At 40.4% G+C, this 14,063-nt stretch carries 14 protein-coding genes; 2 read left to right on the top strand and 12 right to left on the bottom strand.

Annotated features, from left to right (window positions below; all coding sequences use genetic code 11):
* The first annotated feature begins 64 nt into the window (after positions 1 to 64).
* Positions 65 to 946, top strand: coding sequence for a glycerophosphodiester phosphodiesterase (locus ABG082_RS01240; RefSeq protein WP_272511941.1), 882 nt, complete (start codon positions 65 to 67; stop codon positions 944 to 946).
* Between the two features lie 40 nt (positions 947 to 986).
* Here the strand turns inward: ABG082_RS01240 and ABG082_RS01235 are convergent, their stop codons facing one another.
* From ABG082_RS01235 to ABG082_RS01180, 12 genes are all read right to left on the bottom strand, one after another.
* Positions 987 to 2,375, bottom strand: a complete 1,389-nt coding sequence (locus ABG082_RS01235; RefSeq protein ID WP_035702983.1) for an amino acid permease — start codon at positions 2,373 to 2,375, stop codon at positions 987 to 989.
* Between the two features lie 219 nt (positions 2,376 to 2,594).
* Positions 2,595 to 3,353, bottom strand: coding sequence for a DUF4097 family beta strand repeat-containing protein (locus ABG082_RS01230; protein ID WP_048002341.1), 759 nt, complete (start codon positions 3,351 to 3,353; stop codon positions 2,595 to 2,597).
* Positions 3,354 to 3,380: 27 nt separating this feature from the next.
* The gene (locus ABG082_RS01225; RefSeq protein WP_019744065.1) at positions 3,381 to 4,052 is read right to left on the bottom strand and encodes a hypothetical protein; all 672 of its coding nucleotides are present in this window, start codon (positions 4,050 to 4,052) and stop codon (positions 3,381 to 3,383) included.
* Positions 4,053 to 4,080: 28 nt separating this feature from the next.
* On the bottom strand, positions 4,081 to 4,713 hold the full coding sequence (locus ABG082_RS01220; RefSeq protein WP_008343904.1) for a TetR/AcrR family transcriptional regulator: 633 nt from the start codon (positions 4,711 to 4,713) through the stop codon (positions 4,081 to 4,083).
* A gap of 129 nt (positions 4,714 to 4,842) precedes the next feature.
* A complete protein-coding gene (locus ABG082_RS01215; protein ID WP_282834038.1) occupies positions 4,843 to 5,733 on the bottom strand; it encodes an AraC family transcriptional regulator in 891 nt (296 codons plus the stop codon).
* Between the two features lie 105 nt (positions 5,734 to 5,838).
* Positions 5,839 to 6,783 (bottom strand): alpha/beta hydrolase, encoded by a 945-nt coding sequence (locus ABG082_RS01210; RefSeq protein ID WP_019744068.1) that lies wholly within the window; start codon positions 6,781 to 6,783, stop codon positions 5,839 to 5,841.
* Between the two features lie 55 nt (positions 6,784 to 6,838).
* Positions 6,839 to 7,138, bottom strand: a complete 300-nt coding sequence (locus ABG082_RS01205) for a hypothetical protein (RefSeq protein WP_017366494.1) — start codon at positions 7,136 to 7,138, stop codon at positions 6,839 to 6,841.
* Positions 7,135 to 7,353 (bottom strand): helix-turn-helix transcriptional regulator, encoded by a 219-nt coding sequence (locus ABG082_RS01200; protein ID WP_029575486.1) that lies wholly within the window; start codon positions 7,351 to 7,353, stop codon positions 7,135 to 7,137. Before ABG082_RS01200 ends, ABG082_RS01205 begins: the two co-directional genes overlap by 4 nt.
* Positions 7,354 to 7,537: 184 nt before the next feature.
* Complete coding sequence (locus ABG082_RS01195) at positions 7,538 to 8,143, bottom strand: ABC-2 transporter permease (RefSeq protein ID WP_019744070.1); 606 nt, start codon at positions 8,141 to 8,143, stop codon at positions 7,538 to 7,540.
* Entirely contained in the window at positions 8,127 to 9,002 is an 876-nt protein-coding gene (locus tag ABG082_RS01190) for an ABC transporter ATP-binding protein (protein ID WP_039169374.1), read from the bottom strand. Before ABG082_RS01190 ends, ABG082_RS01195 begins: the two co-directional genes overlap by 17 nt.
* Before the next feature lie 5 nt (positions 9,003 to 9,007).
* The gene (locus ABG082_RS01185; protein WP_017366490.1) at positions 9,008 to 9,379 is read right to left on the bottom strand and encodes a GntR family transcriptional regulator; all 372 of its coding nucleotides are present in this window, start codon (positions 9,377 to 9,379) and stop codon (positions 9,008 to 9,010) included.
* A gap of 168 nt (positions 9,380 to 9,547) precedes the next feature.
* Positions 9,548 to 10,675 (bottom strand): DUF418 domain-containing protein, encoded by a 1,128-nt coding sequence (locus tag ABG082_RS01180; protein WP_019744072.1) that lies wholly within the window; start codon positions 10,673 to 10,675, stop codon positions 9,548 to 9,550.
* Between the two features lie 382 nt (positions 10,676 to 11,057).
* On the opposite strand from ABG082_RS01180, the gene ABG082_RS01175 reads away from it, so the two are divergent.
* Positions 11,058 to 14,060 carry an amino acid adenylation domain-containing protein gene (locus tag ABG082_RS01175; protein ID WP_348936439.1) on the top strand — a complete coding sequence of 1,001 codons (3,003 nt, stop codon included), beginning with the start codon at positions 11,058 to 11,060 and terminating at the stop codon, positions 14,058 to 14,060.
* Positions 14,061 to 14,063: the final 3 nt, after the last annotated feature.

Here is a 14,063-nt window from a genome sequence, read left to right as displayed (position 1 = left end):
CCCAACATGCCCTTTACATCTATTTCTTATGATGGAGGCAGTTACCGTAAAAGGAGGATAAAATATGAAGAAAAGTAGATTACTTGCTTTCGTGTTACTCTCTTTTGCTTTACTGTCTTTTGGTTGGGTGCCGACCACCATATCGGCACATGAACATCTTTTATCTCCAGATCGCATTTTAACCGTTGCACACCGCGGAGCATCAGGGTATGCCCCAGAGCATACCCTGGTTTCCTACAAGCTCGCCACAAAGATGAATGCAGATTACCTCGAACTCGACCTTCAAATGACAAAGGATGGACACCTCATCGTCATGCACGATGAAACGGTTGACCGGACGACAAACGGAACAGGCTGGGTCAAAGACCTCACACTTGCCGAAATCAAACAGCTCGATGCCGGTGCATGGTTTAACGAAGCCAACCCCGACAAACAAAATACCCACTATATTGGACAGCAAGTCCTCACATTAGATGAGGTATTACGCTACTTCGGTAAACGAGAAAATTATTATATTGAAACCAAAAAACCAGACATCTATCCACAAATGGAAGAAAAGCTATTGGCCGTCTTAAAGAAACATCATCTTCTTGGAAAACATACGAGAAAAGGGCAGGTCATCATCCAATCTTTCAGCCAAGAAAGTCTATTAAAATTGCAGAAACTCGCCCCTCGGCTTCCAAAAGTACAGCTTTTAGACAGGGCGCAAATGACATCTATTACAGATGATCAGCTCGACTTCATCAAAACGTATGCAGTGGGGATCGGACCGAATTTTAGAGCTTTGACACTTGAAAATGTACAGCAGGTCAGAAGCCATGGACTCCTCCTTCACCCATATACGGTAAACAGCGAAGCAGACATGACACGTCTTCTGCAATACGGCGTCACCGGTCTTTTCACCAACTTTCCAGATGTCTTTCAGCGTGTCAAAGCTTCTCTGTAAACGACAAAAGCCTTGCGGGTCCACTCCGCAAGGCTTTTGATTATTTCACCGTTTGATCAGAAGAAGCTGTTTCAATCGGTTTTCGTTTACCAATTCCAAAGATGAAGAAGCTAAGCGCTACAACAATCAAGAAAACAATCCCCACAATAAGAGAAATACGCGTATCCTGATTAATGAGCATAAACACAAGAACCATCAATAAAAAGCCAATCGTAAGATAATTAGAAACTGGTGCTAGCGGCATCTTGAATGGATGCTGATCAAGCGCTGCCCCCTTCGCTTTTCTGAAGCCAATGTGACTAATTAAAATCACAAACCAAGGCACCATACCAGGAAGGACACTCGCACTATACACATAAACGAAAATGTTTGGCGGAGAAACGTAATTTAAGACCACCCCAACCGCTAAACCAATCAGCACAGCAAATGTCCCAAAATACGGTACACCATTCTTCGAAATTTTTGTAAAGAAAGCAGGTGCCTGTCCATTCACACCTAATGTATAAAGCATACGTCCCGCACTGAAGATTCCACTATTACAGCCGGACATCGCTGCTGTAATGACAACAAAGTTAATAATACCTGCTGCTGCCGTAATTCCAATTTTCGCAAACGTCGCCACAAATGGACTGCCGAGCGTATTCAGCTGATCCCACGGATACACCGTCACGATGACAAAGATCGCACCGATATAGAAAATCAAAATACGCCAGATGATGCTTTTGATGGCATTTGTCAGCGTCTTTTGCGGATTTTGCGCCTCACCTGCAGTAATCCCAATGAGCTCTACCCCTTGATAGGCAGCAATCACTAGGGACAATGCAAACAAGAAACCGCTAAATCCACCTGTAAAGAATCCGCCATGCGCCCAAAGGTTAGACAAACCAATCGCTGTTCCACCATTGCCAAACCCAAAGAAAATAATGCCTAAACCTGCAATGATCATTAAAATAATCGTCACAATCTTGATCATCGCAAACCAGAATTCAAACTCACCGAATGACTTAACCGAAATCAAGTTGGCCGCACCTAAAATGATCATGGCGATTAATCCGGGAATCCACGCCGGTAACTCCGGGAACCAATATTTCATATAAGCGCCTACAGCGATAATCTCAGACATTCCAACAATGACCCACTGGAACCAGTTACTCCAAGCTGTCATATACCCCGCAAGCGGATGAATATATTGATGCCCAAATGTAGCAAACGATCCCGTACTCGGTTCAAGATACAACATTTCTCCCATCGCACGCATAATAAAAAAGATAAAAATACCACACACTGCGTACGCTAGAAGAACCGATGGACCTGTCCATTGAATGGCTTTAGCTGACCCCATAAATAAGCCAACACCAATTGTGCCGCCAAGCGCGATCATTTGAATATGACGAGCACTTAACCCTCTCTTTAATTCCTTTTGAGCCACTTCTATTCCCCCTCATCAACAAACAACATAAAAAATAAAAAATCAGAATTTTCATTCTGATTCAAAATCTTCAATCTTTCGATGTATATTATCATAATAAATCTACCCTTAAAAAACAATTGTTTTTTTGAGGAAAACAATATTAGCAAAATATTCTGACATAAGAAGATATTCAAATTATTTTATATTGATATATCGAATTAGAGGATCAACATCACTTCAATGACCATCACTTAATAGAAAAGAACCGCCCCTTATATCCACCTCAAAGCTTTTCCCTCCATTTTTATAAATCATTTTCTCCTGATCATCAATACATGGAAAGTCAATGTGAAAAGTACCTGATCTTTTCTTCACATAACAAATAAATCCATCATTTTCCGGAATCGCCACTTTGACAGATGATCCAGTTGACGTCGATTTGAGCGAATGTAGCATGGCCTTTGAATGTATCTGTACCCTTCTGCCTATTAAATTCAGATCAATATCTGAAAAAGCACCTACCATCTCCACTTTTGACGAAGTAGTACGCAGGCTCAATGTCTGCGTGTTGAGCTGTTGACTAGAGATAAGTCCACCCACTGTCTGCAAGCGCAGATGCTTGATTTCTCCCGTAAACATGGACTTTCCAGAAATCAATTGGCATTCAGCCTCCTTCACCTTCAGTCCATCCAAGAATAGATTTGCTCCTTTACAATGAATAGACAAGGACTGTAACTGTGCCTGAGGGAGATAAATCTCCAAATTCGTTTGATGAAGATGAAGCCCCAAGCTGATCGCTCGTTTTCTTTTATCTTGAATGACTAGCCTGCCTTCCTGCACTTGATGATGCAGTAAATACCGATGGGGAAAAACGTGATTGGTGGTCTGCTTCATCAATACATAAGGATGTTCATGGTGATAAAGGCGAACATCTCCCACCAGCCAGTTTAACGAAAGTTCCGTTATTGCTTCTTCAATTTGAACCGTATGCTTCACATGCCTCCATCCTTTTCCCATCATGAATTACCTCGTTTGCAGCCGGCCGATGCGGCTCCATAATTCCAAGATCACAATGAGAATTGCCGAGATCATCACTCCTGACAGGACGAGGTTCAAGTGATCATTTCCATAAATGGCCAGCGATACATTTCCTAAAACAGCACATAAAACAATTGCAGTCAGGACGGTCATCAAAACAGATTTCTTCCTCAACCCGATTCTCATCGCCATCAAACCAATCGCTTGAACACAAACAATCAACATAAAGAATGTTTTCATCAATTGAAACAGAGCACCTGCCGTCAGCGTATCATGAACAATAGGGAAGAACATTTCAGACACACTAAACACAACAAATGAAGGAATGATGCTGCACATCATCGCAAACGTTGAAAGGCACACCATCCATATCATATGAGAAAGGAATCTCACTGAATTGGATGTGCGTTCCTGATCAACAGTCTTGCCTACACGCCAATACAGCATAGCTGTGATGATAGAAAAAAAGATCATCCATACTGTACTCGTTAACAAATAAATATTCGTATATTGCTGAAAACCCGGTTCGCGTTCAATTTTTGCAGCAAACGCAATAAAATAGATGAATACTAGCAGCACAATACTCGCGATAAAACTAGCTTGAATATACTGCTTCATGTGGCCTTTTCTTAGCTCAACCTTCATAAAATGAATCATACGTCATCCTCCTATTAGTTGGCATTCTTTATCTTTCGGGCAGATCATACCCGCCAATTTCAGCATAGTGCGCTGTCACCTTTTGAATAAATAGATCACTCACAATATCCACGCCAAGACCCTTCATCATCTGCTTTAAAAAACACAAACGCTGGACAGTTTCTTCATGATTGCGTACAAACAATGTGGGATTCAACCATATATTCACAAGAAGCAAAAATACTTCTGCCACTTCACCAGGAAACGCAGTTTCCATCGAACCATCCTCAATCCCTTCAATGATTAACTGTTTGATTCTCAAAGCATCCTGATTGACACCTGTCTTCATGCCTTCAATCACAAATTGCGGATTTTTCATCTGATCAACCAAGATCCCATCAATCGAATGAGACTGAGGGTCTGCCACAAGCTGCTCCAGGATAAGCTGCAGCTTCTCTTTCGCATGAGCTGCCTCCGTATGCTCAATTAACTCCTCAAGCTTCTCGGTTGCATAACGAAACTGCCGATCCATCACGCCGCGTAATATTTCATCCTTCGATTTAAAATGATGATAAATAGCCCCTTTAGACATATTCAATTCATGGATAATATCTTGCAAACTTGTCTTTTCAAATCCCTTTTCCTGAAACAACTTTGTCGACACGTCCAAAATTTGCTGCATCGTCTTTTCTGGATACTTATTTCGCGCCAGTTCAAACGCCCCCTTTTACATACCGACCGTCGGTATGTTTATTTATATTTTTCATTATAAACGGTTCATGCAGATTTGTATACAACAAAAAAAGACCGCTCACACGGTCTCCTCAAGCTCAAAATGCAAATTCATCGGCACATCTGGCAGAGCCGAAGACTCCGCCATATTTGTCGTAGGTGTTTTCTCATTCACTTCCTCAAATCGAAAACCGTCAGCCCAGACTGTTCCATGACCGCTGAGCAGCACTCCAAAATGAATGGATTCACTGCGCGTAGGAACATCTAATACGATCGCATATTGATTCCATTCCGTAGAATCTGTCACAGGTCGATTCTGCATATTATCAAACTGCACCGTATCACCCTTTCCGTCATCTACCCGCATCCAAATTCCTGCTGAAGATACATTCTCTGTTTTCAAGAAAGCAGAGAGCTTCAACCGCTTGCCTGTATACTCTTTTGCTTGAAACCCTTGCATCATCGTCGCAAACTGTCCATCTTGTACGCCTTCTTTAGATGATAAAACACCTGATTGCTTTCCCGTATGAAATTCTGCTGTATCAACACCCATCTCATACATATGCGGATGTGAACCACTCAAACCCCAGCCAGGTACTGCTTCATGTAATGTCATCGAATCTTCCTCCTTTTTCATTTGCATGTCTCTCATCATGGACCTGTACATTCCGGGAGGTAAGGAATACAAATGCTTAAAAGCACGCGTAAAGGCTTCCTGCGATTGGAATTGTAACGAAAAAGCGATGTCTAAAATCCCCTGATCCGTATACAAAAGAAGCTGTGCAGCCGTAGCTAATCTTCGTTTCCGCACATATTCCCCCATCGACAGCCCGGTTTCTCGTTTAAACACACGCAGCAAATGAAAATGTGAATATCCTACTTTCTCAGGCACCTGTCTCAGCGACAGCTCATCCATCAAATGCGACTCCAAATAAGAAATCACCTCTTGCGTCACCCGACTATACATCATCTCCCTCACCTCTTCTTGATCATAAAACAAATCAGTTCACTCGTTTTGATCAAAATTGCGATGTTTCATCTGTTCAACTCAAACAGAAGCAGAGGGGGAAGAACGCTAACGTGAGCGCTCGTTGTTCGATAGAAACTCCCTCACATCATCTGCGATTTCTTTTGATTTCGTATGATGCAAATAATGGCCGCCTTTGAAAGTAACGACTTTTCCGTGGTCTACATTTTTCAGCAGCTCTTCATGCATTGGTTTCCAGCTTGGTGTTTCTTCCTCCGTTTGATCCGCTAGGTAGAAAACAACAGGGAGACGCTTAGGAAAATGTAAACGCTCTGCATTTTTAAAGTTATTTGTGAAATTTTCCGCCTCACTCGCTTGGCTTTCATTCAAGAAATTTCGGAAGGTCAGCATTTTGATTTGATCTTTCGTTTGTTGATCCACGTTAGGCATCACCAGTTGATCTGGATTCACTTTCAATAACAATCTGTAAAAGCCAGATTGATTGAGCAGCTGCAAGCTAGAAACCGGCAATTCATCCGTTTCCTGTTTAGGAACACTCGTATCAATGCCGACAAAGGCTTGGACTTCTTTTTCGTATTGATTCACATATTCTAATCCATAAATGCCAGAAATCGAATGACCCATCAGCGTATATTTTTTAATGTTAAGTTTCTGCAAACATTCATGAATCTCATCCACAATGTTTTGACTTGTCCTTACTTTATCTGTGTCGTCACTTAAACCATAACCAAACGGTTCAATCACAACGACTCTATAATATGGCGATAACTCCTTGACTAACGGTTTAAAATCAAGCACGGGTGAAGCAGTTCCATAGCCTGGGAGAAGGACAATCGTTTCTTTCCCATCGCCTTGAATGAGCACATTCATCTGCTTCCCATCCACCAAGACCTTTTGCCCATAAGCTTCTATTTTCCCCTGTTCTCTTTCCTTACTAATTAGATTAACAACATAAACACTTGCTACAAATACAACCAAGACAGTCAGAATGGTACATAGAGCAATCAGCATTATTTTCAGTAATTTTTTCAATATTTTTTCTTCCCTTCATGATGAAGTACCCTAGCTTGCATCCGCAGATGAAAGATTAGTATTTTCTTTCACAATAGATAATGCCAATTGTATTTGCGCAAACACTTGATACATACATAAACGTAATCGCTATATAAAACCATTCTGTTGGAGATGATAATTCATGAACAAAAGCTTGAATGACAGCAACCAATATATAGGCTAATGCCACACCTACAATTGAAAAACTTCCGGCTTTCGCTAAAATAAATTGGCCCCGTTCATCCTGTTTATATTCACGGCTTTTCTTAAATTGAAAGACCGTACTTAAGATAGAAAGGATAATCAGAGAATAAAGTATGATCGTTGTCATCATCGCTGTTGTTCCTCCTTGTCGACCTCTTGAAAAACGTCATATAAATCAACTTCAAATGTTCTCGCAATTTGAAATGCTAGTTTTAAAGACAAAGAATATTTACCATTTTCAATCGCTGCCACAGTTTGACGAGTCACACCTAACTTCTCTGCCAAATTCTTTTGTGTCCAGTCTTTTTCTGCCCGTAATACTTTCATTCTATTTTTAATCTCCATTTCAAATTCCTTTCTTAAAGGATGTTTTATTTAACATAATGTTAAAAATAATTAACATTATGTTAAATAACAATAACCTGTTTTCTGCTGGATGTCAATTTCACCGGATGCAAAAAAGAATCATCCATTTTGAAAGGCCTACCTCAAAATGAATGATTCTCTATAAATGATGTGATCATCTGATTTAAAACACTTTCCTCTGGTAAATCGCAGTAGAAAGTCCCCAAGACAGCAAGTAGATGAGCATAATCAGTACAGTTGACCCCGTATATACAATAGGGATCGATAAATTCATGATAAAATCAGTGATCCCACTAAATTGCTCTGCTAAATAGAAAATAACAGGCGGTCCCATAGCAGATAATACGATAAAGCCAATGATCACTGCCGTTGTGATATAGCCAGGCTTTAAGATATAAAACAATGGAAACGTACATGCTGCGAACAATAAAAACAACCCGCTGCCAATCGCAATATCTGACAGCGAAAACAGCTTCCCAAACACAAATAATGCAGCACTTGTCAGCACGATCGCAATACTCATATAGAAAATGGCGCCAAGATAACGTGATGCGATAATTTCTTTACGTGTATAGGGCAAGGAATTTAATAGAATATTCGTTTCTGCCTTCTCATCGTACGCATATGTGTTAAATGGAATGAAGACACTAGCAACTAGAAACGTCAATACCGGATGTACATCCATGAAAATAAAAAATAAGATAAACGGAATAAAAATAAGTAACTGCTTCTTTTGCAAAATCACATCACGTTTAATTAAATGAAACATGCGCAACCCCGCCTTTCAAATAAAACATGATATCCTCAAGCGACGCCGGTTCAATCACAACAGCATCCCCAAAAATAAGTTTCACCTCATCAATCCGATCTGTTAATGCTTCAAATCCGGCTGCCGTACGCTGAATATGGATAAACGCCTTTTCTGTGTCTCGATCCAGCAAATCCAGGCTCCCCTTCACCAGCGCATAATTCTCCGCCACCTCATGAATCGACTGTTGAAAGACCAATCTTCCATTTTGTATAAACGCAATATAATCCGCGATGCGATCTAAATCAGTCGTCATATGCGTTGAGAAAAAGATCGTCCGATTCCCATCAATCATCAATTCTTGTAACGTGCCGAGCAGCTCTCTTCTAAATACCGGATCTAAACCAGCAGTTGGTTCATCCATGATAATCAGCTCTGCATGGTGCGACAGCGCAATCGCAAGCGATGCCTTCATCTGCATTCCTTTTGAAAATGTTTTAATCGCTTTATGAAGCGGCAGGCCAAACTGTTCAATATATTGATAAAATAGCCTATCATCCCAGCGTTTATAGGCAGGTGCCACAATTCGTTTGATGTCTTTTAAATTCAATCCTGGGAAAAAAACGTTAGCATCGTAAACAAAGCCAATGCGTTCCTTAATCTCTTTTTCATGGGTGCGATAATCTAATCCAAAAATCTTAACCTCACCAGAATCTGGTTTTAACAAATTCATGATCATTTTAATCGTGGTCGACTTACCGGCTCCATTTTCTCCAATAAATCCAGTAACAAAGCCCTTTTTGACCTGTAAATCAAGATTCTGCACAGAAAAGTCTTTGAACCGTTTTGATACTCCTTTGAATTCAATCACATGCTCCACTCATCTCACTCCTCATACAAGAACTTTAATAACTGCTGCAATTCATCAAAAGATAAGCCTAATTCTTTGCCGTTTGTAACAACCGCTCCAAGCTGTTCCTCAATCACCTTCAATTTTTTCTCTCTCATGACCTCAAGGTTTTGCTCGGCAACAAATGATCCCTTACCGACAATCGAATAAATAAATCCTGCCTTCTCTAACTCTTCATATGCACGTTTTGTTGTGATGACGCTGATTTGTAAATCCTTCGCCAGCTTTCGGATAGACGGCAGGGCTGCACCTTCTGCAAGCTCACCCGTTAAGATCAACGATTTGATTTGCGTCGTAATTTGCTCATAGATAGGCTCCTTAGAATGGTTAGAAATCGTAATTTGCATATAAAAACCTCTTTTTTCTGTACTGGTATTCGCAATGAAATATTGTATATACACTATATATACATTATATACACACTAAAAAAATATTCAACTCCTTTTATGAACTTTTTTGAATGCAACTAAAAAACCGCACAGCTCTTCAGCCATGCGGTTCCTCAACAAATCAATTTATCTCCAATATACCCATTTTCCCATAAGCCATTCCACAGGCCCTCTTCTCCATTTTTTCAAATAGAGATAGCTGATGAAGAGCTGTGCTGTGTAAAGTCCGACAGCAAGCAGCAATCCAAACATTGAGCCCATTTGTCCAAATAAACCAAGTCCGTAAGAATAGAAAATCGTTGTACAAATAATAGATTGAGCCAAATAGTTTGATAAAGACAATCGGCCCAGTCCTGCAAGCAGACGTTTCAATCCTTGTGCAACCTTTGAATAGTAAAAGACAATAAAAGCTTGAATATAACCGATCGTCAGGACATAGGCTCCTAACGTCATCACCATTTCACTCCAAGGGGCATCAATAAACGTCGCACATTTTAAAGCGAGCCCGATCAAAATCATCCAGATCCAGCCTTTACGATACGCCATTCCTCGATCTTCTTCTGTCAGATGACCTTTTTTCCCAATGGCCATGCCAAGCAGTGCAAATGGCCCCACCATGATCGTACCGAATAGAAAACCTAAGATCGGCATCATCGTAATGGTCACGATCGCCATAATAATGGTCACAATCATCATATCGTCTTCAATCGTCACCCGGCTCAATAAAATATCACCGTATGCACCCTTCGCATACACATCAGTTAACAAATCATCATTTCCATAAACAAAGGTCATCAGATATGGTAAAACCACTAATGACAAAGCACCTAACACACCTGACCAAATCAGCATTGTTTTGATCCGGCTGCTCAAAAACATCATCAAGAAAAACGTACATGCTCCATAATATAAGAGAATATCACCATTCCAAATGAATATGTAATGCAGCATCCCAAGCACAATAAGACCAAAGCCGCGGCGAACGACGATGGCATTCGTATTCAGCCCCTTGGCCTTTGTAGATTCAATCAGTTTGATAAAAGAATACCCAAACAAAAAGGAGAAAATCGGATAAAATGACCCCTGGAACAAGATCTCCGTCACATATACCCCAAACTCCTGTCCCCATATGCTCGGATCAAACATCTTCTCAAAATCATAATCATATTGAAAATTAAGCATATTCACAATCAAAATACCTAATAAACTAAAACCACGTAAACTATCAATAAACTCAACCCTAGATCCCTTCAACACGACAGCTCCTTAAACATATAACAAATTTAAGATATACCTATATATTTTACCAAATTCTTTTGAAATACGTATATATATTTCCCTAAAAAAGTGATCTGTCATCCCATCAGTGAATCCAACCTATCTTATGATTCAATTTCCCCCTATTTTCACCTCATCTTGATCAACAAAACGCTCATTCAAGGAAAAATCCGGGGGTCCCTGACATTTTATCTCTAAATAGCACAATATATCTTCATATTATTTCAATTATTATATAAATTTTACATTTTATTGTGAATATACCCTTCATTGACATTGAATATTTCTTCATATACACTTTGGGTGGATTTAGGAATAACATTCCTAATCTATCAAATTCTAGAGGGGGAATATCATCATGAATGATCAAAATTTATCTGATATCGTTAGACACCACGCCACTCGCACACCGCATCATACAGCTTTAGCGTGCCACCATCGTAACATCACATATGCTGAACTTGAGAAACAAAGTAACCAGTATGCCAATTATCTTATCAAAATGGGCGTAACGAAAGCTTCTCATATCGGTCTAGCCTTAGAAAGATCACCACAATTGATTGTCTCTATTCTGGCTATCACCAAAATAGGCGCCGTTTATGTGCCTATAGATATAAATTACCCCAGTGAACGTATTCAATTTATGATTGAAGATGCCGAACTATCCTTTTTACTCACAACATCACATGTCACTCCAAGCCTGACCCCCTTGCCTATTCCTACTATCTACTTAGATAAAGAAAAACATCTCATCCTTACACAATCAACGTCAAACCCGTCCTTTGATGTCAAATCTTCTAATGCTGCATACATCATGTATACCTCTGGCACAACAGGAAAACCAAAAGGTGTTGTCATTACACAGAGATGTATTATGCACCTAACGCATAACCCTTCCTTTCTGTCCATTGATTCTTCTGATACGTTGGCTTTACTATCTACTATCTCTTTTGATTCCTCTACATTTGAAATATGGTCCGCATTATTAAATGGAGCGACACTCGCTATTCCTCCTTCTGGAAAACTGACTCCTGAACTCGTCAGTCAAACCATTAAAAATTATGATGTATCCATTCTTTTTTTAACTACTGGATTGTTCAACTTGATGATGGAGTCACACCTAAACGATGTCAAATCGCTTAAATACATCGTATCTGGTGGAGATGTCATGTCTCCTCAAATCGTTCAACAAGCATTAAAAGAGCTCCCAAATACGACCATCATTAATGGCTATGGCCCGACAGAAAATACAATTTTCACAACAACTTTTCAACTGCCAAACACATGGGATGAGCTAGTCAGTATACCGATTGGCAGACCTGTAGCAGGAACCGTCATTGACATCACAAATGAACAAGGTGAATCTGTCTCTCAAGGACAAATAGGGGAACTCATCACTTCAGGAGATGGACTAGCATTAGGCTACTGGCGAAGGGAAAACCTGACAAAGGAACGTTTCATTAAACGGGATGGAAGAACCTATTACAAAACAGGGGATCTAGTTCGACAACAACCTGATGGTCTTATTGAATATATTGGTAGAAATGATGACCAAGTCAAAATTAGAGGCTTTCGTATTGAGCTTAGCGAGATTGAACATGTGCTGATCCAGCACCCAAGCGTTAAATCTTGTTTGGTGACAGCCACAGAGGTTACACCTGGGGATAAACGCATCATTGCATACATCATTCCGTCCAACAAAAAGACATGGGATCTATATACCATTCAAACTTATGCAAAGAAAACATTCCCTGATTTCATGCGCCCTGCACATTATGTTCTATTGACAAACTTCCCTACGACCACAAATGGAAAAGTCGATCGAAAAGCACTACCAAGACATCATTTCGACAGACCCAAACTGCAAACTGAATATGTCGCACCAACCAATCAAACCGAAGAAGCACTCTGTGAAATATGGACAGACCTATTAAAGGTAGAGCCCATTGGCACAAACGATCACTTCTTCGACTTAGGAGGAAACTCCATCCTTGCCGCCAAAACCTTAATGCGTATGCAGGAAACATTACACGTTGAACTACCTGCCAGCACCCTTTATGAACATCCTACGATTCAACAAGTTCATCGTATGCTACAAAATCAAACACCTGAGCCGAAACAACAGCTCACATCAGAGGGATTTTTAGATGAAAAGATTCAGCCAAAGCACCTATTCGATTCTAAATCCTTTAAGCAGAATGCCGTGTTATTAACAGGAGCAACCGGCTTTCTAGGCGCTTATCTCATTAAAGAGCTTGTTCGAATGAATCCCTCCATCCAAATCTATTGTGTGATCAGAGCAAGAGACAAACAGCACGCAAGACAGAGAATACAAGTAAATATGGAGAAATATCACCTATGGGACGAACATTATCTGAAACAACTAAAACCGATTGTAGGTTACTTGGACAAGCCTCAACTAGGGCTCTCAACAGAGGAATTTCAACAACTCGCCCAAACCATTGATGCCATCTATCATAATGGAGCAAAAGTCAATTACGTTCAGCCCTATCACATGCACAAGGATACAAATGTCACCGGCACAGAAAATATCATCAAACTCGCCTGCACAGAACAGGTAAAGCCTGTTCATTTCTTATCGACCATTGCCATATTCGGACCTGCCGGGTATCTAGATGGCACGACCGTTCTTTTTGAAGATACATCCATCGATGCTTATCTTCCTATTGTAGAAAAGGACATTGGGTACTCTCAAAGTAAATGGGTGGCAGAAAAAATCATGTGGGAAGCAAAAAAACGTGGCGTGCCGATCACAGTCCTTCGCCCCGGCTTCATCATGGGCGACAGTCAAACAGGCGTTCATAATACAGAGGATTACATGGCGAGACTAATCAAAGGATGCATCCAATTAAAGGCTTACGGTGAGCTACCGAATCAACGAAAAGAATTCGTACCCGTCGACTTTGTTTCAAAAGCCATTACAACCATATGCAAGGATCCAGCCAACTTCGGCAAAGCCTATCACCTCGTTCCACCTCAAGAAGAAAGCATGGAATTAAGTGAGTTTTTCCAAAAAATAATAGAAGAAATAGGCTATCCATTAGAAAAGAAAGCATATAACGCTTGGGTAGAAGCTCTCATTCAAGCAAGCGATCAAAACGCAGACAACGCCCTTACGCCATTTCTTCCAATGCTCACTGAAAAGGTAGAACAAGACAAAACAGTCTGGGAACTATACGAAAACATGGCGCACTTTGACTCAACAAATACTCAAACGGTTCTCCAAGCACATGGAATGACCTATCCCCCTATGGATGATCATTTAATCAAACGCTATTTCAAATACATGGAGGACATTGGATTTTTAAAATTTGATTCAAACACTGCTCTGAGAATATAAAAG

Source organism: Bacillus sp. BS1807G30, assembly GCF_040047675.1.
Lineage (GTDB): Bacteria > Bacillota > Bacilli > Bacillales > Bacillaceae > Bacillus > Bacillus altitudinis.
Note: the sequence above shows the minus strand (reverse complement) of the source record. Positions and strands in the feature narration are given on the sequence as shown.